At 65.7% G+C, this 26,965-nt stretch carries 18 protein-coding genes; 13 read left to right on the forward strand and 5 right to left on the reverse strand.

The features are described 5' to 3' along the window. Nucleotide 1 precedes the first annotated feature (1 nt). Genes FYJ91_RS05340 through FYJ91_RS05350 form a run of 3 tightly spaced genes read left to right on the forward strand, consistent with a single transcriptional unit; the run spans nt 2 to nt 5,003 of the window. Nucleotides 2–3,148: an efflux RND transporter permease subunit gene (locus FYJ91_RS05340; RefSeq protein ID WP_149521206.1), complete on the forward strand. Its 3,147-nt coding sequence runs from the start codon at nt 2–4 to the stop codon at nt 3,146–3,148. After that, nucleotides 3,145–4,584 carry an efflux transporter outer membrane subunit gene (locus tag FYJ91_RS05345; RefSeq protein ID WP_246152437.1) on the forward strand — a complete coding sequence of 480 codons (1,440 nt, stop codon included), beginning with the start codon at nt 3,145–3,147 and terminating at the stop codon, nt 4,582–4,584. Before FYJ91_RS05340 ends, FYJ91_RS05345 begins: the two co-directional genes overlap by 4 nt. A 38-nt stretch (nt 4,585–4,622) precedes the next feature. Beyond that, nucleotides 4,623–5,003, forward strand: a complete 381-nt coding sequence (locus FYJ91_RS05350) for a lipocalin-like domain-containing protein (RefSeq protein WP_149521207.1) — start codon at nt 4,623–4,625, stop codon at nt 5,001–5,003. Between the two features lie 4 nt (nt 5,004–5,007). On the opposite strand, the gene FYJ91_RS05355 is transcribed toward FYJ91_RS05350, so the two are convergent. Next, nucleotides 5,008–7,077, reverse strand: a complete 2,070-nt coding sequence (locus FYJ91_RS05355; protein WP_149521208.1) for a PQQ-dependent dehydrogenase, methanol/ethanol family — start codon at nt 7,075–7,077, stop codon at nt 5,008–5,010. A 160-nt stretch (nt 7,078–7,237) separates the two neighbouring features. On the opposite strand from FYJ91_RS05355, the gene FYJ91_RS05360 reads away from it, so the two are divergent. The 5 genes from FYJ91_RS05360 (at nt 7,238) to FYJ91_RS05380 (ending at nt 13,006) form a co-directional block, all read left to right on the forward strand. Beyond that, entirely contained in the window at nt 7,238–8,821 is a 1,584-nt protein-coding gene (locus FYJ91_RS05360; protein ID WP_149521209.1) for a Na+/H+ antiporter, read from the forward strand. A gap of 112 nt (nt 8,822–8,933) precedes the next feature. Then, nucleotides 8,934–9,659 carry a hypothetical protein gene (locus FYJ91_RS05365; protein ID WP_149521210.1) on the forward strand — a complete coding sequence of 242 codons (726 nt, stop codon included), beginning with the start codon at nt 8,934–8,936 and terminating at the stop codon, nt 9,657–9,659. Nucleotides 9,660–9,661: 2 nt separating this feature from the next. Then, nucleotides 9,662–10,747: an endonuclease/exonuclease/phosphatase family protein gene (locus FYJ91_RS05370; protein ID WP_149521211.1), complete on the forward strand. Its 1,086-nt coding sequence runs from the start codon at nt 9,662–9,664 to the stop codon at nt 10,745–10,747. Nucleotides 10,748–10,767: 20 nt separating this feature from the next. Next, nucleotides 10,768–11,931 carry a glycosyltransferase gene (locus FYJ91_RS05375; protein WP_181008360.1) on the forward strand — a complete coding sequence of 388 codons (1,164 nt, stop codon included), beginning with the start codon at nt 10,768–10,770 and terminating at the stop codon, nt 11,929–11,931. A 4-nt stretch (nt 11,932–11,935) separates the two neighbouring features. Beyond that, nucleotides 11,936–13,006 carry a glycosyltransferase gene (locus FYJ91_RS05380; protein ID WP_149521213.1) on the forward strand — a complete coding sequence of 357 codons (1,071 nt, stop codon included), beginning with the start codon at nt 11,936–11,938 and terminating at the stop codon, nt 13,004–13,006. Here the strand turns inward: FYJ91_RS05380 and FYJ91_RS05385 are convergent. Next, nucleotides 13,003–13,911 carry a glucosamine inositolphosphorylceramide transferase family protein gene (locus tag FYJ91_RS05385; protein WP_149521214.1) on the reverse strand — a complete coding sequence of 303 codons (909 nt, stop codon included), beginning with the start codon at nt 13,909–13,911 and terminating at the stop codon, nt 13,003–13,005. The genes FYJ91_RS05380 and FYJ91_RS05385 overlap by 4 nt on opposite strands. A 3-nt stretch (nt 13,912–13,914) precedes the next feature. Next, complete coding sequence (locus FYJ91_RS05390) at nt 13,915–15,156, reverse strand: hypothetical protein (RefSeq protein WP_246152439.1); 1,242 nt, start codon at nt 15,154–15,156, stop codon at nt 13,915–13,917. Nucleotides 15,157–15,263: 107 nt separating this feature from the next. Here FYJ91_RS05390 and FYJ91_RS05395 point away from each other — a divergent pair, with 107 nt between their 5' ends. From FYJ91_RS05395 to FYJ91_RS05410, 4 genes are read left to right on the forward strand one after another with little or no spacing between them, the layout of a single operon-like run. Further along, nucleotides 15,264–16,601 carry a lipopolysaccharide biosynthesis protein gene (locus FYJ91_RS05395; protein WP_246152441.1) on the forward strand — a complete coding sequence of 446 codons (1,338 nt, stop codon included), beginning with the start codon at nt 15,264–15,266 and terminating at the stop codon, nt 16,599–16,601. A 41-nt stretch (nt 16,602–16,642) separates the two neighbouring features. After that, nucleotides 16,643–17,149 (forward strand): sigma-70 family RNA polymerase sigma factor, encoded by a 507-nt coding sequence (locus FYJ91_RS05400; RefSeq protein WP_149521215.1) that lies wholly within the window; start codon nt 16,643–16,645, stop codon nt 17,147–17,149. Nucleotides 17,150–17,151: 2 nt separating this feature from the next. Next, the gene (locus tag FYJ91_RS05405) at nt 17,152–18,096 is read left to right on the forward strand and encodes a FecR family protein (RefSeq protein WP_246152468.1); all 945 of its coding nucleotides are present in this window, start codon (nt 17,152–17,154) and stop codon (nt 18,094–18,096) included. Then, nucleotides 18,083–20,440, forward strand: coding sequence for a TonB-dependent receptor (locus FYJ91_RS05410; RefSeq protein WP_149521217.1), 2,358 nt, complete (start codon nt 18,083–18,085; stop codon nt 20,438–20,440). Before FYJ91_RS05405 ends, FYJ91_RS05410 begins: the two co-directional genes overlap by 14 nt. On the opposite strand, the gene FYJ91_RS05415 is transcribed toward FYJ91_RS05410, so the two are convergent. Further along, entirely contained in the window at nt 20,437–22,485 is a 2,049-nt protein-coding gene (locus FYJ91_RS05415; RefSeq protein ID WP_149521218.1) for an alpha/beta hydrolase family protein, read from the reverse strand. The genes FYJ91_RS05410 and FYJ91_RS05415 overlap by 4 nt on opposite strands. 97 nt (nt 22,486–22,582) lie before the next feature. After that, entirely contained in the window at nt 22,583–24,976 is a 2,394-nt protein-coding gene (locus tag FYJ91_RS05420) for a TonB-dependent receptor (protein ID WP_149521219.1), read from the reverse strand. A 237-nt stretch (nt 24,977–25,213) separates the two neighbouring features. Here FYJ91_RS05420 and FYJ91_RS05425 point away from each other — a divergent pair, with 237 nt between their 5' ends. Next, complete coding sequence (locus FYJ91_RS05425; RefSeq protein ID WP_149521220.1) at nt 25,214–26,965, forward strand: N-acyl-D-amino-acid deacylase family protein; 1,752 nt, start codon at nt 25,214–25,216, stop codon at nt 26,963–26,965.

The raw sequence follows: 26,965 nt of genomic DNA on the forward strand, positions 1-26,965 counted from the left end.
CATGCTGTCGCGCGTTTTCATCGATCGACCCATCTTCGCCTGGGTGCTCGCGATCATCGTGATGCTGCTTGGCGTCGGCGGCATTCTGACGCTGCCGGTCGAGCAATATCCCGACATCGCACCACCCACGGTCAACATCCGCGCCAGCTATCCGGGCGCGTCGGCGGAAATTATCGAATCGAGCGTCACTCAGATTATCGAACAGCAACTGACCGGGATTGACGGGCTGATCTATTTTCAGTCGACATCGAGTTCGTCGGGTTCGGTGAACGTCACCGTCACCTTCCAGAAAGGCACCGACCCCGACATTGCTCAGGTGCAGGTTCAGAACAAGGTGCAGCAGGCGCTGTCCCGCCTGCCTCAGCAGGTGCAGCAGCAGGGCCTGACCGTAACCAAGTCCAATTCGGACTTCCTGATGGTCGTCAGCATCTACGACACGACCGACCGGATCACGAGCCGCGATGTCAGTGACTATCTGGTGTCGAACCTGCAGGATCCGATCGGCCGTCTTCCCGGTGTTGGCGACGTCAACGTGTTCGGCGCGCAATATGCGATGCGCATCTGGCTCGACCCCAACCGGCTGGCGGCGGTGCAACTGACCCCTGCCGACGTGATTTCGGCGGTACAGGCCCAGAATACGCAGGTCGCGGCCGGCCAGATCGGTGGCCTGCCGTCGACCGAAGGCCAGATGCTCAACGCGATCGTCACCGCGAAATCGCGACTGACCAGTGTCGATCAGTTCAAGCGCATCGTCGTCAAAACGCAGGGCAACGGGTCGCGCGTGCTGCTGCAGGACGTTGCCCGGGTCGAACTGGGCAGCGAAAGCTATACCAACGTCAGCCGGCTGGACGGGCATCCCGGCGCGGGCATCGCGATCCAGCTCGCCCCCGGTTCGGATGCGCTCAAGACCGCCGAACTGGTGCGCAACTTCATGGACGATCGCGCATCGTCGCTGCCCGACGGCTTCGCCTACAAATTCCCCAACGACAGCACCCGCTTCATCAAGCTGTCGGTCGAGGACGTAATCATCACGCTGATCGAAGCGATCGTCCTGGTGGTCATCGTGATGTTCCTGTTCCTGCAGAGCTGGCGCGCGACCCTGATCCCCGCAATCGCGGTGCCGGTGGTGCTGCTGGGCACGTTCGGCGTGCTGGCGGCGGCGGGATTCTCGATCAACACGCTGACGCTGTTCGGCATGGTCCTGGCGATCGGCCTGCTCGTCGACGACGCGATCGTAGTGGTCGAAAATGTCGAGCGCGTGATGGAGGAGGAACCCGATCTCACCCCGCGCGAGGCGACCATCAAATCGATGGGTGAGATCAACATTGCGCTGATCGCGATTGCGCTGGTCCTGTCGGCGGTCTTCCTGCCGATGGCCTTTTTCGGCGGATCGACGGGCGTCATCTACAAGCAGTTCTCGATCACGATCGTCTCGTCGATGGTGCTGTCGGTGTTCGTGGCGCTGATCCTGTCGCCTGCGCTCGCCGCCACCCTGCTCAAGCGCCGCGACAAGGATGCGATCGCGCATGAGGCGGGTTGGGTCACCAAGGCCCATGAATATGGCGACCGCTTCAACGACTGGTTCAAGCGGACGACCGACCGTTATGTCGAGGGCGTCCAGAAGCTGTTCAACCATGTGACGGCGGCATTGCTGGTATTCGGGGCGCTCGTCGCATTGCTGATCGTCGTCTTCCTGAATCTGCCGACCAGCTTCCTGCCGGTCGAGGATCAGGGTATCGGTCAGCTTCAATATACGCTGCCGCCCGGCGCTACGCAGAGCCGCACGCTGGAGGCGGCGACGGCAGTCGAGCGCTACTTCCTGACCAAGGAAAGGAAGAACGTCGATACCATCTATATGGTGATCGGTTCGTCCAACCAGGGACAGGGTCAGAATACGGGCCGCGGCTTCATCTCGCTGGCCGACTGGGATGATCGCAAGGGCAAGGAAAACACGGTCGAAGCGATCACCAAGCGCGCGACCGCCGCCGTCGGACGCCAACTGCGCGACGTGCAGTTCAATGCACTGAGCCCGCCCGCGGTGCGTGGCCTCGGCCAGTCGAGCGGCTTCACCCTCGAACTGCTCAATTCGGGCGGTCTCAGCCGTGAAGACTTCAAGGCCCGCCGCGACGAACTGATCCAGGCCGCGAACAATGATCCGGCGCTGGCGCAGATCCGTCAGAACAATCTTGAGGACACCGCCACGATCGCGATCGATATCGATCAGGAAAAGGTCGGGGCGCTGGGCGTTTCGCAGGCGAGCGTCGACAATACCCTGTCGACGGCGTGGGGCGGCCAATATGTGAACGACTTCGTCGATCGCGGTCGTGTGAAGCGCGTCTATGTGCAGGGTGATGCGCCGTTCCGCTCGCGCCCCGAGGATATGAACGACTGGTTCGTGCGATCGACCACAGGGCAAATGGTGCCCTTCTCCGCCTTTGCGGATTTCCACTGGGCCCGAGCGCCCAACACGCTGGCGCGCTTCAACGGCGTCTCCAGCTACGAGGTCCAGGGACAGGCGGCCGAGGGCAAGAGCTCGGGCGACGCGATGAACCGCATCGCCGAGCTTGCGGCCGAAATCCCCGGCACCTCGATCGCCTGGGCGGGCCTTTCCTATCAGGAGCGGCTGTCGGGTGGCCAGGCGCCCTATCTTTACGCGCTGTCGCTGCTGGTCGTGTTCCTGTGCCTCGCGGCGCTTTACGAAAGCTGGTCGATCCCGATCGCGGTGATGCTGGTCATCCCGCTGGGCCTGGTCGGCGCGACGCTGGCGGTGCTGGCGCGCGGGTTGGAGAACGACATCTATTTCCAGGTCGGCCTGCTGACCACGATGGGCCTGTCCGCTAAGAATGCGATCCTGATCGTCGAGTTCGCCGAGCAGGCCGAGAAGCAGGGCAAGGCACCGCTCGAGGCCGCGCTGGAGGCCGCGCGCATCCGCCTGCGGCCGATCCTGATGACCAGCCTCGCCTTCATCTTCGGCGTGCTGCCGCTGGCGATCGCGAGCGGCGCGGGCGCCAAGAGTCGCGTCGCGATCGGCACCGCCGTGATCGGCGGCATGACGACTGCGACCTTCCTCGCGATTTTCTTCGTGCCCCTGTTCTTCGTCCTCATCCGCAAGCTGTTCCGCGGCCACGCGCAGGAGGCGAAGGCGTGAAGCGCCTATTCGCCCTGACCGCGGCGGCTCTGCTCGCAGGCTGTTCGATGGGCCCGAATCCCAAACGGCCCGAACCGATCATCCCGCGCAGTTGGCCGCAGGGCGACGCTTATCTGCGCCAGAGCGAGGCCACGCTGCCGAGCGTCGGTTATCGCGACATCCTGCGCGATCCCAAGCTGCAGGCGATCATCGAGCGCGCGCTGGTGGGCAATCAGGATCTTCGCGTGGCGATCGGCAATGTCGCGGTCGCGCGCGCCGAATATGGCGTCGCCTGGTCCGATATCTTCCCGCAGCTCAACGCCGCGGGCAACATAACCAAACGGCGCAACCCGGATAACAGCAGCGGCGCCAATATTGGCCAGGGCGGTGGCGGCGGCGTGCGCACCACCTATCAGGCGCAGGCGAGCGTGACATCTTGGGAGGTCGACCTGTTCGGCCGCCTCCAGAGCCTGTCCAACGCTGCGTTCGACCAATATCTGGGCACCGAAGCGGCGGCCCGCGCGGTGCGGCTGACGCTCGTGTCCGAAGTCGCCAATGCCTATCTTCAGCTCGCCGCCGACCGCAGCCTGCTGGCGATCGCGAAAGACACCGAGGCGAGCGCGAGCCGCAGCGTCGAGCTGACCAGCGCGCGGCTCAAGGGCGGGATCGCACCACGCACCGATCTGCGCCAGGCCGAAACCATCCTTGCGCAAGCCCGGTCGGACCAGGCACGCCAGATCACCGCCGTCGCGCAGGACAGGAACGCGCTCGAACTGCTCGTCGGCGGTCCCGTCGCCGATGCCGAGCTGCCGGGCGGGCTCGACGATGTCGACGGGCTGCTCGCCGAACTGCCCGCGGGACTGGATTCGGGCATATTGCTGCGCCGGCCCGATGTGGTGCAGGCCGAATATCAGCTCTACGCCGCCAATGCCCGGATCGGCGCGGCGCGCGCGGCCTTCTTCCCGCGCATCGCACTGACCGCGCTCACCGGCTTCACCAGCACCGCGCTGTCGTCGCTGTTTCAGGGCGACGCCTTTACCTGGTCGGTCGTACCTTCGGCGACGCTCCCGATCTTCGACTGGGGCGGCAACCTGAACAGCCTGCGTTCGGCCAAGGCGCAGCGCGACGTTGCTGTCGCCACCTATCAGCGCGCGATTCAGACCGCGTTCCGCGAAGTTTCGGACGCGCTCGCCCGCCGTGGCACGATCGATGGACAGCTCACCTCGGACCGCCAGCTCGAATCTGCCGCGCGCGACAATGCGTTTCTTTCCGATGCAAGCTATCGCGGTGGGATCGGGACGTACCTCACCGCGCTCGACGCGCAGCGCACGGCCTATGGTGCGCGCCGCACTCTGATCGCGACGCGGCTGGAAAAGGCGCGCAACCTCGTGACCCTCTATCAGACACTTGGCGGCGACCAGAGCGTCGATCGGCCCGCGACGGAACGCGCGCGATAGGCTAGCGTGCCCCGAAAGACACAAGGGGATGGCCTGCCATGACCGATATCGAGCGCCTGACCGGCACATGGAAGCTGACCGCCTGCGCGATCCGCTTTCCCGACGGGACGATCTATCGCCCCTATGGCACCGCGCCGATCGGCGTGATCCTCTACACGCCCGAACGCTGGATGTCGTGCCACATGGCATTCGGTGGCGAGGGCACGATCGGATCGTCTTATAGCAGCTATCACGGCCCCTTCACGATCGACGAAGCCGCGAAGGTGGTGACGCACCACGTCATCGGCGCGTTCGATCCGGCGATGGCCAACACCGATCAGCCGCGCGCCTACACATTCGACGGCAACACCCTGGTTCTGTCCGCCGGTATCGAGGAGCGGATCGTCGAGGTGACATGGACGCGCCACCCCGACGTCTAACGGCCTACTTCCGCTCGGCCGATCGCTGCATCAGGTAGAGGCGCGTCGCTTCGATCTCTTCCTCGGACAATTTGCCCTTGAAGCTGATCATCCCGTTCGGGACCAGCGCGCCGTCGATCAGGACCGCATCGAACGATGCCTTCTCCGCGATCAGCGGCGAGCGGCGCAGATCGGGCAGGATGCCGCCGTCGGCCGAGGGGCCGTGGCAGACCATGCAATTGTCGGCATAGGTCACGCGACCCTTATCGAGCACTTCGGCCGAAGCCTGCGGCATGGGCGCGCGGAAGTCTGGATATTCGATCGGCTGATAGGGCGGCAGCTTTGCCTTGCCGTCGAGCCGGAAGACCAGCAGCCGGCCGTTGCGCCGCCCTTGCTGCGGCGCGAGGATGCCCGACGAAATTGCGGAACCACCCAGGCCCGCCATCACCGCGACATATTGGACGCCCTTCACGGTGTAGGTGACGGGGCCAGCCATCACACCCGTGCCGACATCGCCCGAATCCCACAATTTCGCGCCATCATCCGCACCATAAGCGAGGAAATGACCGGTCGCCGTGCCCTGGAACAGCAGGTCGCTGGCGGTCACCAGAATGCCGCCATTGAAGTTGGTCGGATAATCGACGCGCCATTTCTGTTTGTTCGCGATCGGATCCCACGCGACCAGCGCGCCGGTCCGCGACGCCGCGACCTTCTTGATGATCGCGGGATCATCGGGAAGTTTGCCCGCGCCCAGATTGGTGCCCATGTTCCACGAGCCAGGGCGGAATTTGAACTCCTTCGCGGGCGACAGCGGCGACAGGCTGTTCTCGGTCGTCGGGATATAGGCCAGGCGCTGCTTGGGGCTGTAGGCCATCGGATACCAATTGTGCGCGCCGTTGGGCCCGGGCAGCAGCGGGAATGGCTTGTCGCTGTTGAACCAGCGCGCGCCCGGCGCCTCGATCGGCCGGCCCGTCGCCATGTCGACGCCCGTCGCCCAGGTCTGCTTCGAATAGGGCGTGGCCGAGATCGGCTTTCCCGTCTGCCGGTCGATCACATAGAAGAAGGCATTCTTCGGCGCGTGAAGGATGACCTTGCGATTGACGCCGTCGATCGGAAGATCGGCCAGGATGATCGACTGGGTTGAGGTATAGTCCCACGTGTCGCCCGGCGTTTCCTGATAGTGCCAGATATATTTGCCGGTGTCGGGATCGAGCGCGACGACCGATCCGATGAACAGGTTGTCGCCCTTCCCTTCCGATCGCACGCCCTGATTGTGGGGGCCGCCATTGCCGACGCCGATGTAGAGCCGGTTGAGATCGGCGTCATAGACGATCGAATCCCACACGGTCCCGCCGCCGCCCATCGTGTACCACTTGCCGAACCAGGTCTTGGTCGCCTCGGCCATCTGCGGATCGGATGCGGCGCCATCCGGGCCCTTCGCGGGATCGCCGGGGACGGTGTAGAAGCGCCAGACCTGCTTGCCGGTCGCCGCATCATAAGCGGTGACGTACCCGCGCACGCCATATTCGGCCCCGCCATTGCCGATGATCACCTTCCCGCGGACGACGCGCGGCGCGCCCGTAATCGTATAAGGCTTGGTCGGATCGGTGGTCTGGACCGACCAGAGCTGCTTGCCGGTACGCCGATCGAGCGCGATCAGGCGGCCGTCGATCGTGCCGACGAACAGACGATCGCCATCGACCGCGGCGCCACGATTGACGACGTCGCAGCACGCATCGAAGCCACGCCCACCCGGCACCTTGGGATCGAAGAACCAGATTTGCTTACCGGTGACGGCGTCGAACGCGCCGACCTTGCTCCACGCGGTCGTGACGTAGAGCCGGTCGCCGACGACGATCGGGGTCGATTCCTGGCCGCGATCGGTATCGAACTCGTGAAACCAGGCAAGGCCGAGGCGCGAGACGTTCGTCTTGTCGATGGCGGTCAGCGGCGAATAGCGATCCTCGCCGGCGTTGAACCCGTGCATCGGCCAGCCGATGTCGCTGCCCGCGCCCATCTTCGCCGTGGCCACCGCCCCCATTGCGAGTCCCGTCGCGACCATGCCCGCCAGAACCCCGCGCCCGATCCGCTGCATCGCCGTCCCCTCGTCCCTGCCGGCGCTTGTTGATCCGGCGCCGATTGTCCTGTGCATAGCCTGCCGCGACACCCTGACAAGCACACGCCTTTGCTCCCGAACGCCAAATTGTCGCCAGGCGCGACTTCGCTATGGTGGGCGCGACACCCGAGGAGCTTTGATGGAACCGCTGCAACTGTTCGAACTGATGATCGCGATGCTGCTCGCGATCATCGCGCTCCACTATGGCGCACACCGGCTGGGTCTGCCGCCCGCAGTTGCGCTGCTGACGGGAGGCGCGCTGCTCGCCTTCCTGCCCGGCCTGCCGGTGATCGAACTCAATTCCGAACTGGTGCTGGTGATCTTCCTGCCGCCGTTGCTGATGGACGGCGCATGGTTCATCGCGCTGGGCCATCTCAAGCGGCACATGATCGGTATCCTCTCGCTCGCGGTCGGCGCGGTCGTATTCACCACTGCGGTCGTCGCGATCGTCACCCACGCCTTGTTCCCCGCCCTTCCATGGGCAGCGTGCGCGGCGCTGGGCGCGATCGTCTCGCCGCCCGACGCGGTATCGGCCCGCGCGGTTCTCCAGCGCGTGACCTTGCCGCGACGCCTGTCGATCCTGCTCGAAGGCGAAAGCCTGCTTAACGACGCCGCCGGCCTCGTCCTCTTCCGCTTCGCAATCGCGGCGGGGCTGACCGGCGCGTTCAGCGCCGGTGAGGCGATCGGCGGTTTCCTGCTGCTCGCGGCGGGCGGTCTTGCGGTCGGCGCGGCCGTGGGCGCCGCCTGGGTGCTGCTCGTCCGGCGGCTGGGCGATGATTATCTGATGATAGCCTCGTCGATCCTTGTCCCCTGGGCAGCCTATCTCCTCGCCGAGACCGCGCATGTCTCGGGCGTGCTCGCGACGGTGGCAACCGGGTTGATCTGCGGCTGGTATCAGCATGTCGTCTTCCCCGCATCGGTGCGGATGCGCGGCACCTCCTTCTGGGCGGTGATGATCTTCCTGATGGAAGCGTCGGTGTTCATGTTGATCGGATCGTCGCTGCGCGGGGTGATCGATCGCGTCGGCGGTGTCGACGTGGTGGTGGCGCAGATGGCGGGCCCGGTCCTGCTGATCCTCCTCGCACTCACCGCTTCGCGCTTTGCGTGGATGTATGGTTCGGACGCGATAATCGCGCTCGTGCGGCGCCTGGGCATCCGCCGCTACACCGCCGTCGGCGCGCGCGGATCGACCGTTATCGCCTGGGCCGGCATGCGCGGCGTGGTGACGCTGGCGGTGGCGCTCAGCGTGCCGCAGGATTTCCCGGGCCGCGATCTGATGCTCGTCACCGCCTTCGCGGTCATCCTGGGCACCGTGCTGATCCAAGGAACGACCTTGGGCTGGCTGATCCGCAAGCTCAAACCCGCCGAAAGCGAAGACGATCGCCCCCGGCTCTCGCTCAGTCAGGCCGAAGCGTCGATCAGCCGGGCCCAGGTCGCGATGTTGGAGGAACGCGCCTATGACGCCAACGGCAAGCTGATCCACCCCCGCCTGCTCGACAGCTATCAGCGCCGCGCATCGATGACCGATCGCTATGTCGAGCAGGAAGCGGAGATGCGATCGGGCCTCGTCGCCCATTTCGACATGGTCCTCGAACTGGTCGCGGTTGGCCGTACCGAACTGATCCGCCTCCACCGCGCCGGCGACATCGACGAGGAGACTCTCCACGACCTCGAGCGCGATCTCGACCTCGAGGAACTGAGCGCTCACGCGCAGAAAAGTTAAAAAAGGAAAAGTACGACACTTTCTTTGCGGCTCCGTTTCAACGGCGACGTCTTCCTATCGAGGGGTTTCGGGGGGAACGACGTTGGGCTGGAAGGCGTGGAGCATATCTGCGGTGCTGGGTGCGTTGGTGTCATCGGGGGCTTCGGCCGCAACGGACGCGGCTGATCCGACAGCGTTGCAGGGGCCGACGGTTGGGATCGATCCGCACTGGGCGATGGCCGGTCGCAACCAGCTCTGGCACAGCTATCGCGCATCGTCCGTAGGGGCGAGCCGGGTGCAGCGGCTGACGACGCTCACCGACATATCGTCGCTCGGCATCGTCCTGTTCACGATCGAGCGGCAGGCAAACCTGGGGCGCAAGGCGGACCGCCTCGGCGCGCGGCGCGAGCGGGAATCGCATTCGTCGATGCTCGTCACCTATGCGACCCCGTTCGAGGATGCGGGTCGGCTCTGGGTTTCGGCGGGGCTGAGCGCGCAGCGCAAACGGCTGATGACCGCGATCGTCGGCGGCCATGTCATGAAGACCGGCGAGGCGAGCATCTCCGCCGGCTGGGTGCAGGACGATCATTGGCAGCTGAGCGCACGCTACCTGATCGATCAGCTGTCGAGCCGCCATGCCAATTGGCGCCGCGCGATCGAGCTTTCGGCCGGTGCGCGAGCCAGCGGCAGCAGCATGGTCGCGGGCATTTCGTACAGCCCCGACTTCCAGAATGCCGTGGCCCCCCGCGTCGGCATCGCCGCGCGACGCGATCGGATCGCAAGCGGCGATGCGCAGGTGATGACGATGTCCGGCCGCGACCGTTCGAGCATCGCACTCTCCTTCAGCACGGGATTCTGACGATGATCCGCCCTGCGCCGCCGCGTTCGTCGCGCTCCCTCGCCCTGGTGCTTCTGCTCCTGGTCGCCGTGGCGATCATGTTCACTGTGCGCCCTGCGCGCGGCGGCACCCCCAATCTGAACAGCGCGATCCCGATCGATCATCCGCTGTCGGTGATGACCTACAATGTCGAAGGATTGCCCTTCCCGGCGCGGATCGGGCGTAGCAGATCGCTTGCCGCGATCGGCGAGCGGCTGCGTGAGTTGCGTAGCGTCGGGCGCCAGCCCCACATCGTGTTGCTGCAGGAAGCATTCTCCGAAGACGCCGCGAAGATCGGCGCGCTGGGCGGCTATCGCTATATTGCGGACGGGCCGTCGCGCGATCTGGCCGGCGCGCTGCCACGGACCGCCGCCGATATCGCCTTCGCGAACGAGGCGAGCCAGCTGAAGGGTGAGGCCGACGGCAAGTGGACCGGCAGCGGGCTGCGCATCCTGTCCGACTATCCGATCGTGGGCGTCAGGCGCATAGCCTTCCCCGCCTTTGCGTGCGGAGGCTTCGACTGCCTCGCCAACAAGGGCGCGGTCATGGCGCTGATCAAGGTACCCGCCCTTTCCGCGCCGGTCGCGGTGGTCGATACCCACCTCAATTCGCGCTACGCCGCTGGCGTCTCGTTCGATCGGTCGCTCTACGCCTATCATCGCCAAGTCGACGCGCTCAGCGCCTTCCTGAAGGCCAATTATGTTTCGGGCGCACCGCTGATCGTCGCGGGCGACTTCAATATCGGCAAGGACAAGGCGCGCGCCGCTTATGTCGAACAGGCGGCCACGCGCTGGTGGAACGGCGCCGGTCAGACCGTGCTTCCCGACGCGATGCATGCCTGCGCCGCCGATGATGCGTGCGCGGCGGGCCTTTCGGACGATGCGCGTTATTCGATGAAGCGCCGTCGCGACTGGCAGTTCCTGGGCCATGGCGGCGGGATCGCATTCGACACCCGCCAGATCGCGACCCCCTTCGGCCATGAAGCCGACGGCACGATGCTGTCCGATCATGTCGGCTATATCGCTTATTATGACTGGCGGCGCCCTACGCTTGCGGGCCCACACACCTGATGCAGATGCGGCGTATGACTATGAAGGATCGTCGCTGGTATCGCCATGCCCCGCAGCGCGCGCGAACCACGATGGAGCGGCCGTTGCGGATCGGTATCGTACTGCATGATTTCGCGCTGGGCGGGACCGAGCGGATCGCGGTGCGCCTGGCGGTGGCCTGGGTCGAGGCCGGCGCGCGGGTGACGATCTTCTGCGGATCGATGAACGGGCCACTGATCGGGCTTCTGCACCATTCGGTCGAGGTGATCAGCGCCAAGCCGGCGATTCCCCGGGGACCGGGATCGCGCCGCAAGCTGGGCAAGGCCGCCGCGGCATTCTGGTCACGGCAACCGGTCGATGCGCTGTTCGTCCCCGGTAACTTCCACTGGGAAACGGTGCCGGCGACCGCCGCTCTTCCCGCCGAGATCCGCCCGGCGATCATCGCGCAGGTCAGCGCCTCGCTCGACAAGCCGCAGCGCGGGCGACTGCGCCAATGGGGCTTCGGCCTGCGCATGCGTCGCTTGCTGCAGGGGGCCGACGCGATCGTCGCGCTGTTCGATCAGGCGCGCGATGCCGCCGATCGGATCGCCGGCGGGCGCCGCGCCACGACGATCGCCCTGCCCGCACTGGCTGACGATGTCACATCGCCGCGCCCGATCCCATCCAACCGAACGATCATGGCGGCGGGACGGCTGGTCCCCGAAAAGGGCTTCGCCGACCTGATCGACGCCTTCGCTTTACTCGACGATCACGACGCCAGGCTGGTGATCGTCGGCGACGGCCCCGATCGCAAGGTGCTGATCGATCGGGCCGCCGCGCGCGGTGTGAGCGATCGCCTGATCCTGCCCGGCTATGTCGCCGATATTCGTCCCTGGCTGGATGATGCGCGGCTGTTCGTGCTGTCGTCGCATTTCGAAGGTTATCCGGCGGTGATGGTCGAAGCGCTGGCTGCTGGCCGTCCCGTCATTGCCACCCGTTGCACCGCGGCTGCCGCGCCGCTGATCGAAGGATCGGGCAGCGGCGCGGTCGTGCCGATCGGCGATCCGGCGGCCATGGCGCGCGCGATCGCGGCGCAACTCAAGGCACCTGATCCCGACCCGCGGATGCTGGCGGACTGCGTCGCTCACCACCGGATCGGCCCGGTCGCCGAAGCCTATATGGCATTGTTCGAACAGGCTTCGGCCGCACGGAAGATTGTAATCTAAGATCATGCGTATCGCTTATGTCATCAACTCCGTCGAAGGCGGGGGCGCGGCCCTGCCTGTACCGTCGATCGCCGAAGTCCTCCGCCGCACGGGCGCCGAAGTCCGGCTGTTCGCGCTCACATGCCGCGATGGCCGCGCCCTGCCCGCCATGGCTAATGTCGGGCTCGAAACGATCGTACGCGGCGGCGGCGAGAAGGATCATGGCGCGGCCCTCGCCTGGCTCGATCGGCAGATCGCCGAATGGCAACCGAGCCATTTATGGACCTCACTGACCCGCGCGACCCTGCTCGGCCAGATCGCAGGGCTCAGGCGCCGCATACCCGTCGTCAGCTGGCAGCATGCCGCTTATCTCAAGCCCGCCAACCGCCGCCTGCTACGCACGACCCAGCGGCTGTCGCGGTTGTGGATCGGCGATTCCGATCGCGTGACGCAACTGAGCGCCGAACGGCTGGGGATCGGCCAGGAACGGCTGGTCACCTGGCCGATCTTCCGCGCAGATCCCGCCGCACCGCTGGCGCGGGTCTGGAGCCCGGGGGAGACGGTGCGGATCGGCACGCTCGGCCGGCTCCATCCGGTCAAAGGCTATGACGTGCTGATCGATGCACTCGCACGGCTGAAGGACCACCCCGTCTCGCACGAACTGATCATCGGTGGCGACGGCGGCGAGCGTGCGGCTCTGGAAACGGCAGTACGCGCGGCGGGCCTCTCCAATGTCCGGTTTGCGGGCTATGTCGGCGATCCGCGCGGCTTCCTCGCCGATATCCACCTCTATGCGCAGCCGTCTCGGTCCGAAGGCTTCTGCGTTGCCGCACATGAGGCGATGCAGGCCGGGCTGCCCGTCGTCGCAAGCGCGGTCGGCGAGATGCCCAACAGCATCGCCGAAGGGCAGACTGGCTGGACCGCCTTTCCGGGGGATGCGGATGCGCTGACGAAGGCGCTGCGTACCGCTCTTTCCCGTCCCGAACGGTTCGCACCGATGGGAATGGCCGGGCGTACCCGCGTCCTCGACCGTTTCGGTCCGGAGAATTTCGAAGCGATCGGCCGCTCGATCGTCGAGCGAATGGCGAGCTTCTAGGCGCGCACCCGGCGGAGGAGCTTTTTCGTCTCGCGCGCAATCTCGATCGACAGGCCATGCGCCGATAGCTCGGTGCGCTTCGCGTCGATCAACGTCACCGGTCCCGCCGCGGCCAGCGTGTGCAGCCCTTCGACATAAGGCGCGAAGTCGGCCGGCGCGCGGATCGGCAGGCACGCCTCCGCCTCGAAGCGGTCGGGGGTGAGGATCGGGATCGCGAGCGGGCGGATCGCGCCGCCATAGGTCGCCGAACAATCCTGCACCGGCAGAACCACCTGCCCGTCGAGCAGGAACGGCGTGCCGCCCGGGCGCGAACTGGTGATGTCGACACGCACCGGGTTCATCGGGTGCGGGCGCCACGGCCCGGTCAGCTTCTCGGCGAAGGCGACGTGAAGCGCGCTCATCTTGTCGGGCTCGCGGCTGGCCGATGTGTAGAACAGCCACCACAGGCCTTCGTGGAACAACGGCGTCGCATCGACGGGCACATGATCGAGGACGATCTCATGTGCCGGCTCCCAGCGGAACGGGAAGTCGACCGCGCGGTACAGCGTCAGCCTGTTGGAACGATGCGCCTCGGGCAGCATCCACGTCTCGCCATCGGCTTCGAACACGAATGGATAGGACAGATGCCACGGCTCCTCGATCACCATCCGTCGATCGATCAGCGTGAAGTCGTGGTCATAGACCAGCACCTCGATCGCGCCGACGCGGACGCGATAGTCGTAAGTCTCGACGAACAGATACAGCTTGTCGTCGCGCCACAGGCCGAAGGGATCGGCGATGAACCGGAACGACCCCATCGGCGGCAGCCAGCTTATGTCGAAACCCTCGACCGTGCCGCGCGCCACGATCTGATCGATCGTCGCCGACACGATCGCCGGCCGCCAGATGTCCTTGCGCAATCCCATCGATCAGGCCGCGATGCCGCCCTGACGCCGGCGAAGCGGCACGACATTGGGCGCAATCGCAGGCTGCGGATCGAATATCGGCATCGGCGCGGCGGGCGCGAGCACGCCGACGATCGCACGCGCGGCGCGATCGGCCGAACGCTCGGCGGTCAGCTCGAAGCTGCGCTGGAACAGTTCGCGCTGGATCGGGCGATAGCGATCGTGGCTGCGCACCGCGCGATCGAGCGCCGCGCCCAGATTAGTGGGATCGGCGATCACCTCCCCCGCCTGCCAATGCGCATAGTTTGGATTGCCGCGCCAGTCGGCGCCGTGCGTATCGAGGAACAGGCACGGCTTGGGGGTGTGCAGGAATTCGTAGATCTGGCTGCTGACGTCGCCCAGATAGATATCGGCCGCCGCCGTATAGGTCATGTCGGTCGACGCGCTGCTGCCCAGGTCGATGTGGATGTTGGGCGCATCGTAGAAGCGCCGGTCGATCCGACCCGGCCGATCGATGCGCAACTTGTCGATCGTCACCACGAAGCTGCGGTGGAACAGCATCACGTGCGGCGCGAAGATCAGATTGTAGCGATCGTCCTTCAGGAAATGTTCAAGCACCTGACGGCCATGTTCGAACCACGACGAGAGATGCGGCGACGGATGCGGATTGTAGAGCACCGTCGGCTTGCCATTGTCCTGGAACGGCAGCTTCTGCGGGCGTTCGGGCAGCAGATCGAACTTGGGATAGCCGACCTGGCTCATCCGATCGGGCGCAACGCCCGCATCGCGGATAAGTCGCTCGCGGATCTTGCTGCCCGACACCAGCACATGATCGAAGCCCGCGCTCGCCTTGTTGAAGCCGATCGCGCGATCGCCCGCGCCGTGGCGGGTGTGGATGATCCTGAGATCATCGAGGCCGTAGCGGCTCTTGAGCAGCAGCGAGGTCTTTTCGGCGACGACCAGCGCATCGAGGCTGCGGAAGAAATCGAGATTGTCGCGGTAGATCGCGATCTTCGAAACCGGCAGCACCGCTTCCAAATGCTTCGCCGCAAAGCGGGTCATCGCGCTGCGCAGGCCAAGCTCCACTACATCGACACGATCACCGATCCGCGCCGCGAGCCGCTTCACCTCGGCGGTGAGGCGCGCGTTGGTCGTCGCGATGACGACCTCGACCGCGGGATGGTTCCGGCGCATCGCAAGCGCGACGGGCAACGAGTGGGCGACCTGGTGAACCTGGTCGTGATTGAACAGAAAGCCGATCCTCATATCGGCAAGACGTCGCCGTCCGAATCCACCCGTAAGACATTTTTAGGACAAAGCAGGCCGTTCCCAAGAGGGTGCAATTGGCGGCGCACCCCCTTATGCAATCGATCATGCCGCCGGCCGACGACACGAATCCCGACATGACAGGCGCCGCGCCGCAATCGGGCGTGCGTCGCGTGATCGGGAACCTGCTCCACCTGTTGGGGGGCAAGGCGATCGCGGGGATCGTCAGCATCATCTACCTGATCATCGTCACACACAGTCTGGGCGCGCGCGATTACGGCGTGCTGATCCTCGTCAACGCTTATGCGGTGTTCATGGGCAGTGTGGTCGCCTTCTCCGGCTATCACGGCGTCGTGCGCTATGGATCGCAGGCGCTGGAGGCCGGCGATATCGACGGCATGGCGCGGATCGTGCGCTTCATGGCGGTAGTGGAGCTTGGGTTCGGTGTGGTCGCGCTAGTTCTGGCGGCGCTGATCGTGCCTTTCGTCGGGCCACGCCTGGGTTGGTCGGACGACGCGATGATGCTCGCTATACCCTACAGCCTCGCCGTCCTCGCCACCGTCCGCGCGACACCGCAGGGCATCCTGCAGATCGCCGGCCGCTTTGACCTGATCGGGCTGCATCAGGCGATATCGCCAATAGTGCGGCTGATGGGTGCAGCGATCGTCTGGGCAATGAGCGGCGGGCTGGCTGGGTTCATCACCGTGTGGCTGATCGCATCGCTGGTCGAAGGCGTGGCGATGTGGTGGCTGGGCATGATCGCGTGGAGGAAGCTGGCCGACGGGCGCCGGCTGACCGGCCCCTGGCGCGGCGTGCTGCGTGAACGCGGCGGCTTCGGGCGCTTCATCCTGCTCACAAATTTCGACATCACGCTGCGCGAACTGGCGCCCAATCTCGCGCCCCTGACGGTCGGCTGGGTTCTGGGGCCGACGGCGGCGGGGCTGCTCGGGCTCGCCCAACGCGCCTCGGCATTGCTCCAGCAGCCCGCGACCCTGTTGTCGCAGGCGAGCTATGCGGTGCTGGCGGATCAGGTCGCCAAGCGCCAGTTCGCTTTGCTGCGCCACACCGTGTGGCGCAGCGCGGCCATTGCGGGCGCGGTGGCGGTGCCGATCGTGGCGGTGCTGGGGCTGCTGGGCGATCGGCTGCTCGTCCTGCTCGGCGGGCACAGCTTCACCGGCGGGACCACGCTGCTGATCCTCGTCGCGATCGGCCGGCTCACCGCTCTCGCCGCCACGCCGATCGCCGCAGGGCTGACCGCGCTCGGCCATCCGCAGCGATCGATGGCGGTCGCGCTGATTACCAACCTCGCGCTCTATCCGGCGCTGCCCGCCTTGCTGTGGTGGATCGGGGTCGACGGCGCGGGCTGGCACGGCCTGATCCAGAATGCGGTCGCGCTCGTCATTGTCGCGCTCTTTTTCACGCAGGATGTCAAAAGGGCATCATGAGCGACTCAGGGCTTCGCGGTGTCTTCCTGACCGAACGGCCGATGCTGCTGCGGCTGTTGACCGCGCGGCTGGGCAGTCGCGACGATGCCGAGGACGTGCTGCAGGATCTGTGGCTGAAGCTGGAGACGCTGCCGTCCGGTCCCGTAGCGCAGCCCGCCGCCTATCTGTTCCGCATGGCCAACAACCTCGCGTTCGACCGTCGTCGCTCTGCTGCGCGCCACGCCGTTCGCGACACCGAATGGCTGTCGGTGCAGTCGACAGCGGAAGAGATGCCGACGCTGGAGGATGACCTGATCGCCCGCCAGCGGCTGCGCCAGATCGAGGCCGCGATCGACGCTCTGCCCGAAAGGACCGCGCGCGTATTTCGCCTGTTCCGTTTCGAAGGTCGCCAGCAAAAGGCGATCGCGGCCGAATTGGGCCTCAGCCTCAGTTCGGTCGAGAAGCTGCTGCAACAGGGATACCGCTCCATTCACGACGCCTTAAGAAAAAATAGTACGGCTCCCGCCCTGCCGCGACGTCATGTTGATGAGGAGGACCGTCGGTCTTGACTGTGGGTTCAGAGGATATCGTCGATCAGGCCATTGCCTGGCACCTGCGTCTGGCGGATGCTGGCGCCGAGGAATGGCGTGGTTTCGTCGAATGGTTGGAGGCCGACGAAGCGCATCGTACGGCCTATGATCAGGTGACGATGGACGATGCACTGATCGCGCCGTCGCTCGACCTCGGAAAGCCGCCGGTTGCCGCCAACGACGCCGCGCCGCCGCGCCGCTTTGGGCGTTGGGCGGGTCTGGGCGGGGGTGCCGCCGCCGCCGCGCTGGCTGTCGCAATGCTGCTGCCCGAGACGCAGGCGGTCGCGTCCTACACGGTCGAGACGAAGCCCGGCGAAACCCGCACCGTCAAGCTCGACGACGGCACGACCATCGAGATGAATGGCGGCACGAAGATGAGCTTCCGCCAGGGCGACGCGCGCTTTGCCGCGCTCAAAGCCGGCGAAGCGACCTTCCACGTCCGCCACGATGCCGATCATCCTTTCGAGCTTCAATCGGGCCGCTACGCGATCCGCGATCTGGGCACCGTGTTTAACGTGACCCGAGAGGGCAAGAGACTGGGCGTCGAGGTTGCGGAGGGTTCGGTCGCGTTCGAACCGAATCGGCAGAACGTCACGCTGACCCCCGGTATGGCGCTCTCCGCGCACGAGGACCTGGCCGAACCGAAACTCGATCGAATCGCAGCGCACAGCGTGGGCGGATGGCGGCGCGGCGTCGTCAGCTTCCGCAGCGCGCCGATCGAAACCGTGGCGAATGCGGTGGCACGTTCGACCGGGGCTCATCTGAAAGTCGAACCTTCGCTGGCCAACCGGACCTTCACCGGCACGATCCACTTGACCGGAGAGCAAGGACGACTGATCCCCCGCGTTGCGACGCTGGTCGGTGCCGATTGGCGGCGCGAGGGGGACAATTGGATGCTGACGACCAAGGGTGATGAAAGCCGCTAGGCTTGCGGCTGCCGCACTGCTTTTGATCACTGCCATCCCTTCGGTCGCCTGGGGAAGCGACCGCCGGGACATCGAGATCGCGGCCGGGCCGCTCGATATCGCTATAGCGCGGCTGGCGCAGCTGACGGGTGTCGACATCGGCACGACCGATCCCGCCGTCGCGCTCGCGCGCAGCCCGGCCGTCCACGGCCGCCTTTCGCCGCACGCCGCACTCGGTCGGATGCTGCAAGGCACCGGCTATCGCGCTGTCAGAATCGACCCGACCAGCTTCCGGATCGAACGCGCGCCGGTGCGAGCACGCGCGAAGCCCCGCCCGATCCAGTCTGCGCCGGAAACCGAACCAGCCGCCGAAACCATCCTGGTCGTCGCCAGCAAGCGCGACGCGCCGCTCCTGCGGTATCCCGGCAGCATCGCGGTGATCCAGCCCAAGGCGGGCGACATGCTGGGTGCGGGCGATCGGCGCGACGTGCATTCGATCGCCGACAGCCTGCCCATCCTGCAGAGCACCGAATTGGGCAGCGGCCGCAACAAGCTGTTCATCCGCGGCATCGCCGACAGCAGCTTCGTCGGCCCCACCCGATCGACGGCATCGGTCTATCTCGGCGAAACGCAGCTTGGCTATAACGGCGCCGACCCCAATCTGAACCTCTACGACGTGCAGCGGATCGAGATCCTGGAAGGACCGCAGGGCGCGCTCTACGGCGCCGGATCGATCGGTGGGATCGTGCGGATCGTACCCCATGATCCGGCACTCGATCGCATCGCGGCAGGCGTACTGGCATCGGCGAGCGCCACGCAGGACGGCGCCAACGGACATGAGCTGGCGGCGATGGTGAACGTGCCGCTGGTGAACGACATGATCGCGATCCGGCTCGTCGGCTATCAGACTCGCGACGGCGGGTTCATCGACGACAGCAAGCGAGCCCTGCGCAACATCAACCGCCAGCGCACGCGTGGCGGGCGGGCGGCGCTGCGCTTCGCTCCCGGTGACGGATGGACGATCGATCTCGGCGCCGTCGCGCAGGAAAACAAGGCGATCGACAGCCAATACACGATGCGCGGCATGCCGGCGCTGACCCGCGCATCGACGATCGCCCAGCCGTTCGAGGGCGATTTCAGCCTGGGCCAGATCGTGATCCGCAAGAGCTGGGACAGCGGGCTGCAACTGGTGAGCGCGACCGCGAAGGTGCGCCATCATTCGGACGACCGCTTCGACGCAACCAGCCTGCGCCCCACAACGCCGCTCGCTTATGACAGCCACGATCGCAACCGCATGACGACGCACGAGACGCGGCTGTCCCGTTCGCTGTCCAACGGGAATAGCTGGCTGATCGGCGTCGGCTATATCGACGACGACGATCGGATCGAGCGGGAACTCGGCCAGCCCGGGCGGCCACAGGACATCACCGGCGTCACCAATCGAGCGCGCGACACATCGATCTTCGGCGAAGTGACGATCGCATTGACCCCCGCGTTATCGATCGCCGGCGGCGGGCGGCTTACGCGCACCCGCACCGACAGCGATCCGACCTTCGTGCGACGCGGCACCGCCTTCATCCGTGGGCGCAAGAGCATCCGCTACAGCCCGATGGCGGCGGCGTCCTACGCGCTCTCCCCACGGTTCGCCTTGTTCGCGCGCTACGGATCAGGCTTCCGCACGGGCGGGCTGGCGGTCGCGCCGGGGATCGGGCGGGTCGCCAACTTCACCCCCGACAGCATCCGTGTGGCTGAGGCCGGATTGAGGCTGGATCGCGACGGCGTGACCGGCCTGTCCGCCACCGCCACCCTGTCTTATGCGCGCTGGAAGCAGATCCAGGCCGATCTCGTGGACAGGTTCGGCTTTCCCTATTCGACCAATATCGGCAACGGCCGCATCCGCGGATTCGAGGCGACGGCGGATTGGGTGCCGATGCGCGGGCTGAACCTCGGCGGATCGATCTTCCTCAACCATAGCAGCCTGCACGACCCGATCCTCGCGCTCACCCCGCAAAAGGGCGACGAACTGGCGGATACGCCGCGCGCCAACGGCAGTGCGCGTGCATCCTATCAGTGGGGCGATCCCTCGACCTCGCAATGGCATGTGCGCGGGACGGCCGCTTATGTCGGGCGCTCCTATGTCGGCTTCGGCCCGATGCTCAACATCATGCAGGGCAACTATGCGACGTTCGGCGCGGGTGCGGGGTGGCAGCGCGGGAAGTTAAGCGTGATGCTCGATATCGACAATATCGCCAACAGCCACGCAAACCGCTTCTCGCTCGGCAACCCCTTCGGCGTCGGCAACCGCAATCAGATGACCCCGCTGCGCCCCCGCACCGCCAAGCTGACGGTCGCGAGGGACTTTTAGTTCGGCTTTACCCGGTATTTGTCGAACCACGCGAGGATCGCCGCCGCCTTGGCCGCCGACTGCGACGGGCGGCCGGCAAGCAGATGATGGTTCGCCCCCGGCACCTTGACCAGCGCGGTCGGCACGCCCCGGATCTGAAGCGCGGCATAATATTGCTCCGCCTCGCTGACCGGGGTCCGATAGTCCTGGCTGCCGACGACCACCAGCGTCGGCGTCGTCACGTTGCCGACGAGGCTGAGCGGCGAGCGGTTCCAATAGGACATGGGATCTTCCCACGGCTTCTTGTCGAACCAGTAGCGCGAGGTGAAGGTGGTGCCGTCCATCGTCAGCGCCTCGCTCGTCCAGTTGATCACCGGCTTCTGCGTCGCCGCCGCCTTGAAGCGGTTGGTCTTGCCGACGATCCATGAGGTGAGCACGCCGCCGCCCGATCCACCCGTGACGAACAGATTGTCGGGGTCTGCGGTCCCTTCGGCGATCGCGGCGTCCACCGCGGCGATCAGGTCGTCATAGTCGGTGCCCGGATAGGCGCGGTCGATCAGGTTGGCGAATTGCTCGCCATAAGACGTGCTGCCGCGCGGATTGATGTAGAGCACCGCATAGCCATGCGCGGCATAAAGCTGATCGTCGGTCGAGAAGGTCGGCGCATAGGCCGCATTGGGCCCACCGTGGATTTCGAGGATCAGCGGCACGCGCTGCCCCGGCTGACGCCCCGGTGGCGTCACCAGCCACGCATCGATCGCGCGTCCGTCGGGCGCCGTGACGGGCAGCTTGGTGACCGGCGCCATCGCCTTGGCCGCCATCCACCCCTGATTGAGCTGGGTCAGCTGGCGCGATCCCCCGCCCGCAACCACCTTCACGTCTGCGGGGCGCAGCGCGCCGCCCCCTGTGTAGGCGATTGTCCCGCCGGTCGAGACCGTGAACGACCCGCCCGTATAGGGCCGGTCGAAATCCTCGCCCGGAACCACATCGTCGACCACCGGCCGGATCGCGGCATCCAGCCCGACACGGGCGATCTTGCGCAGGCCATGATCGTCATAAGAGATGACGAGGCCGCCATTGCCCGCCCAGTGCATCTCGTTGACGCTGCGATCGAGTTTCGCGGTCAACGAACGCGCGCCACTGCCGTCGATATTGGCGATATACAGCTGGGCGTTCTCGTAACTGCGGTTATGGTCATCGAAGCCGAGATAGGCGACGCGGCGACCGTCGGGCGAAACCAGCGGCTCCTGGTCCGGGCCCTTACGGGTGGTGATCTGCTTCAGCGCGCCGCTGGCGACGTCAAGCGTGAAGAGTTCGCTGTTCTTCCCCTCGCGCTCCCAATCGGCGCTGCGGTTCGCGCTGAACAGGATCGAACGGCTGTCGGGCGTCCAACTGAGCGGGCCGCCATCGTTGAAATCGCCGAAGGTGAGCTGGCGCGGACTGCCGCCATCGGCGGGCACGACGAAGATGTGCCGATAGCCCGGCTTCACATAGCCGCCGTCGTCGCTGCGATAGGTCACGCGATCGATGATCTCGAGTGGCTCGGCCCACTTTGCGCCTTCGGGCTTGTCGGGCGCCTTGCCCAGCTTCAGCCCCTCGCCCGGAACGCGCATCAGATAGGCGATCGAGCGACCATCGGGCGACCAGGCGAGCGCACCCGGGCTCTGCGGCAGGCCAGTGACCTTGGCGGTGGCGCCGCTATCGAGCCACAGAACGTGAAGCTGTGGCGCGCCTTCGCCATTGCCTGCGACATAGGCCAGCCGCCGGCCATCGGGCGACCAGCGCGGCGATGAAGCGGAGCCACCACCCGCTGCGAGCGGACGCTGGTGCCCGGTCTTCACGTCGATCAGCCAGATGCTCGGCCGCATGCTGTCGGTCATGATGTCCGCGGACTGGCGGACATAGGCGATCTGCGTGCCGTCGGGGCTGATCTCGGGTTCGGTCGCGCCTTCGAGGCTGAAGAGGTCGCGCCCGGTAAAGGCGCGCTCGGGCCCATCCTGCGCGGCGGTAGCGGGCGAAAGGGCGGATGCGCCCAGGAAGAGGGCGAGAAGGAGCCGGGATTTCATGAGCGCTTCCCCTGTTTTTTGAAGGTGTTGCGCCGACTATAGATAGGGCGCGCAGCCACCTCAATCCTCCCCCCATCAGGGGGAGGACCTAAGGGGTTCAGAACTTGAAACCGACCTCGACACCGTAGGTCCGGCCGCGTTCGACGCCGCGGACGAGCTGGGCGATGTTGGCGCCGTAGCCCGTATATTTCTCGTTCAGCAGGTTGGCGCCGAAGGCCGAGATGCCGATCGTGCCGTTGCTCACGGGGAGGTCGGCGATGCCGAGCCGGCCGTCGACCAGCCAATAACCCGATGCGGTGTTGAACTGGTCAACCGCTGCACGCTGCCCGTTGGTGTCGAGCACCGCGAGCGGGCCGAGCTGGGTCTTGCTGCGATAGCTGGCGTCGAGCCGCGCGATCGGGTGCGCGCCGCTGCCGAACTCCGGCCCCTTATAGCCTATCGACGCGCGGCCGGTCCATTTCGAGTTGAACGGCGGCCGCGCGATCGCCGCGACATCGACCCCGCCCAGCACATAGCGCAGATATTTGAAGTCGGTGTAGGCCATGTTGCCGCTGAGGGTCAGGCCGCGCACCGGCACGAACTCGATCTCCGCCTCGGCGCCCTTGATCCGCGCCTTGCCCGCATTGGCGATGATCGAGACGCCGTTGGCGAACACCTGCGTCTGCAGATCCTTGTAATCGTTCTGATAGACCGAGAAATTGGCGCGCAGGCGATTGTCGAGCAGCTTGGCCTTGAGGCCGAGTTCATAGGCGGTCAGATCCTCGGGATCGAACCGTGCGCCGGCATAGATGCCGCCCGACACATAGGCCGTGCTGACCTTGGCATAGGCCATGATCTCGTCGGTCGGCCGCCAGGTCGCGATCCCCGCCCAGTTGATCCGATCGAAGGTCGCGCGGAAATTGCCGACACCGATCGCGCCCTGCTGCGCACCCGACAGCTGGAAGATGTTGGTCCGCCGATCGTCGAGCGAATAGCGTATGCCACCGGTCAGATCGAACTGGTCGGTCACGTGCCAGGTGCCCTGCGCGTAGAAGGCCCAGGCATCGTTATCGGTGCTGAGCCGCGTGATCGGCGGCACCGGCGAGATCGGCGTGAACACGTTGTTCGTGAACGACGCGAGCGATGCCAGGAAGTTGGTCGTCGGGTTCTGTTCGTGGAAGTAGAAGACGCCCGCGATCAGGTTGAACGCATCGGTGGTGATCGTCGCCTGGCTTTCCTGGCTCCACTGCTTCTGGTGGTTTTCATAGACGTTGAACAACGAGAAGAAGTGGTCGTTCGGCCCCGGCCGGTTCGCCGGATTGGTGATCGCGGCGGCGTTCCCGGTGACGAGACCCAGCAACTGCGCGCGACTGAACAGCAGGCCACCCGACGCGGCGAGATCGAAGCTGGACGGCGACTGATCGAGCTTGCGGAACGACGTGATGCTCTTCAGCGACAGCCAGTCGGTCGCTTCGGCCTGAAGCGTCAGGCTGTGGCCCTGCGTCTTGATATGATCGACGCTGCTGGCGTTGGCGACGGCATCGAGCGGGGTCGTCGAGACGTTGGTGATGCCGCCGTAGAGCGGCTGGAGCGCGAGGATCGGCGCAACGAGGCGGCCGAGCGTGTCCGTCGGCAGCACACCATAGCTCTGCTGCACCCGGCCGACCGAGCGGCTGTCGGTATAGTCGAAGCGATAGTCCGCCTGCACCGCGCCGAAATCGCCCCGCACGCTTAGCAGCGCGCCGTCGACATTGCGCCCGCCGAGCCGGTTGGCCGCCTTGATCTTGCCGAACTTGGGCACCACGGCCGAAATGTCGAAGCTCTGCCCGCCGATCAGGTTGCGGACGTCACCCTTGATGTCGTCATGCAGGTAGGAGATCCGGACCGAGAACGGGCCGAACTGCGGCAGATCGAGCGACACCTTCGCGCGCTTCGCATCATAATTGCCGTAGGAAACCGTGCCGCGCACGCCGAACTCGCCGGTCGGCGCGGCGGTGACGAGGCTGATCGCGCCACCGGTCGCGTTGCGGCCGAACAGGGTGCCCTGCGGACCGCGCAGCACCTCGACCCGGTCAAGCTCGGCGACTTCGAACACCGAACCGACAACACGGCCGATGTAAACGCCGTCGACATAGATGCCGACCTTGGGATCGACCGCGACGATCGTACTGCCCGAATTGATGCCGCGGATCGCGACGGTGGGGACGGTCTGGCGACCCTGCGTCACGATCTGGAGACCCGGCGCGAGGACAGAGAGATTTCGGATGCTGGTGATGCGCAGATCGGTCAGCTGCGCGTTGGTGACGGCGGTGACGGCGACGGGCACCTTCTGCAGGCTTTCCTCGCGCCTCTGCGCGGTGACGACGATGTCCTGCAGCCCTTCCGCCTGATCCGCCTCGGCCGCCGGCGCCGTCGTCGTCGTCGTCGTCGTCGTCGTCGTGGATTGCGCCAGCGCCGGTGTGGCGGCCAGAATCGAAATGCCCGCAAAAAGCGGGGCGATAGATGCCCTCATTACCCTCTCCCATAGTCATGGCCCGATCCAGATCTCGTGCTGGTTTCAGGCTTCGGCCGCGGATTGCTGGTTCCCGCATCACGAAACGGCAACGCGCATCGCGGACTTTTCCGGGGTTCCGGATTGTCTAGCTTTCACCGATAGTTAGGCGCTCCACTATATTATATATACGCCATAAGAAAATTATTGATCCAGACGAGGCACTTAGGTGGATTCGCGGGACAGAGGAGAGGCAGCATGAGACTCGGATTCCTGATCAAAGGCGGTACGGTCGTCGACGGCACCGGCGCCCCAGCCTATCGCGCGGACGTCCGCGTCACCGACGACGTGATCTCGGAAATCGGCCAAAATCTGGAACGGCGCGGGCGCGAACAGGTGATCGACGCGACCGGCTGCTATGTAGCCCCCGGCTTCATGGAAACGCACAACCATTTCGATGCGCCGATGTGGTGGCTACCGTCGATGGAGCCGATGCCAGGCTATGGCGTGACCACCTCGATCAACGGCAATTGCGGCTTCGGCGCAGCGCCGGTCAGCGACGATCCGAACGTGCGGCTGGAGGCGGTGAAGATCTTTTCCTTCTTCGAGGATATTCCCGAAAAGCCCTTCATGGATCGCCTGCCGTGGGATTGGACGACGTGGGGCGAATATCGCAGCTCGATCGAACGCAACCTGAAGCTGCCGCTCAACTTCGCCTCCTATTGCGGCCATATCCCGCTGCGCCTGACCGTGATGGGCCTCGAGGCCTGGGACCGCGCGGCCACGCCGGACGAGATCGCCAAGATGGCCGAGTTGCTCGATGAGGCACTCGCCGCCGGCGCAATCGGGCTGTCGACCAACTATCTCGACAATGACGGCAAGGATCGCCGCATCGTCACCAAGCTGGCCGACGATGCAGAGATGAACGCTCTGTTCGACGTGCTCGAACGCTATCCCGGCCGCGTGTTCCAGGTGATCGTCGACTGGGTGATGCGCGTCGATGCGCCCGCCACGATGGACCGCTTCGTGCGCCTGCTGCGCGGCCGCAACATCCGCACCCAATTCACCGGCGCTGTGCCGACGCTGGCCTATCAGGACAAGATCGTCGCCCCCGCGATCGAGATGCACGAGGCGCGCAAGGCCGAGGGTCTCGATATCTGGGCCGGCTATCATCACGTCGCGTCGACCGTGCTGATCGGCTTCATGAACTCGCTCGTCTGGGCGCAGATCAACAATTATGTCTGGAACGAGATCATCGACGAGCGCGACGAGCAGAAGAAGCTCGACATGCTCGCCGATCCCACCTGGCGCGCTCGTGCCCGCGAAAGCTGGAACAGCGTGCGCGACGTATCGCGCGCCAAACATGCCGACGCCTTCGAACTGTTCGACAGTGAAACCAATGCCGGGCCGACGGGCATCCTGCTCAGCCAGTTCATGAAGGACCGCGGCTACGACCATCCCTCGGACGCGCTGGCCGACTGGGTGATCGAGAACGGCGTCCATTCCAACCTGCGTATGGAGGAAGCACCCAAGCACAAGGACGCCTTGCCCTATATGTTCGCCGACGACCTCGCGATCGGTAACCTCTCGGACGCGGGGGCACACGGCAAGATGTTCTGCGGTGCCGGCGACAACGTCCTGCTGCTCACCCGCCATGTCCGCGACAGCCAGGATCTGACGATCGAACAGGCGGTGCACCTGCTCACTGGGCGGATCGCCGACTTCTTCAACCTGCTGCCCGAACGCGGCACGCTGCATGTCGGCAAGAAGGCGGACGTGACGGTGTTCAACCTCGACGAGATCGAGCGGCGCCCCGAATATAAGCGCTTCGACGTTCCCGATGGCGAAGGCGGCGTCACCTATCGCTACAGCCGCGAGGCGGCGCCGATGCGCCTCACCCTGGTCAATGGCGAGGCGACCTTCGTGCGCGGCGAGTTCACCGGCAAGTTTCCGGGTGAGGTGGTCACCGCCGCATCGACCGTCCCACCCCTGGCGCAAGCAGCGGAGTGA

This window comes from Sphingomonas montanisoli (genome assembly GCF_008274695.1).
Classification (GTDB): Bacteria; Pseudomonadota; Alphaproteobacteria; order Sphingomonadales; family Sphingomonadaceae; genus Rhizorhabdus; species Rhizorhabdus montanisoli.

Coding starts and splice junctions, on each gene's coding strand:
- FYJ91_RS05340 (WP_149521206.1), top strand. CDS start 2: ATGCTGTCGCGCGTTTTCATCGATCGACCCATCTTCGCCTGGGTGCTC.
- FYJ91_RS05350 (WP_149521207.1), top strand. CDS start 4,623: ATGACCGATATCGAGCGCCTGACCGGCACATGGAAGCTGACCGCCTGC.
- FYJ91_RS05355 (WP_149521208.1), bottom strand. CDS start 7,077: ATGCAGCGGATCGGGCGCGGGGTTCTGGCGGGCATGGTCGCGACGGGA.
- FYJ91_RS05360 (WP_149521209.1), top strand. CDS start 7,238: ATGGAACCGCTGCAACTGTTCGAACTGATGATCGCGATGCTGCTCGCG.
- FYJ91_RS05370 (WP_149521211.1), top strand. CDS start 9,662: ATGATCCGCCCTGCGCCGCCGCGTTCGTCGCGCTCCCTCGCCCTGGTG.
- FYJ91_RS05375 (WP_181008360.1), top strand. CDS start 10,768: ATGAAGGATCGTCGCTGGTATCGCCATGCCCCGCAGCGCGCGCGAACC.
- FYJ91_RS05380 (WP_149521213.1), top strand. CDS start 11,936: ATGCGTATCGCTTATGTCATCAACTCCGTCGAAGGCGGGGGCGCGGCC.
- FYJ91_RS05385 (WP_149521214.1), bottom strand. CDS start 13,911: ATGGGATTGCGCAAGGACATCTGGCGGCCGGCGATCGTGTCGGCGACG.
- FYJ91_RS05390 (WP_246152439.1), bottom strand. CDS start 15,156: ATGAGGATCGGCTTTCTGTTCAATCACGACCAGGTTCACCAGGTCGCC.
- FYJ91_RS05395 (WP_246152441.1), top strand. CDS start 15,264: ATGCCGCCGGCCGACGACACGAATCCCGACATGACAGGCGCCGCGCCG.
- FYJ91_RS05400 (WP_149521215.1), top strand. CDS start 16,643: ATGCTGCTGCGGCTGTTGACCGCGCGGCTGGGCAGTCGCGACGATGCC.
- FYJ91_RS05410 (WP_149521217.1), top strand. CDS start 18,083: ATGAAAGCCGCTAGGCTTGCGGCTGCCGCACTGCTTTTGATCACTGCC.
- FYJ91_RS05415 (WP_149521218.1), bottom strand. CDS start 22,485: ATGAAATCCCGGCTCCTTCTCGCCCTCTTCCTGGGCGCATCCGCCCTT.
- FYJ91_RS05420 (WP_149521219.1), bottom strand. CDS start 24,976: ATGAGGGCATCTATCGCCCCGCTTTTTGCGGGCATTTCGATTCTGGCC.
- FYJ91_RS05425 (WP_149521220.1), top strand. CDS start 25,214: ATGAGACTCGGATTCCTGATCAAAGGCGGTACGGTCGTCGACGGCACC.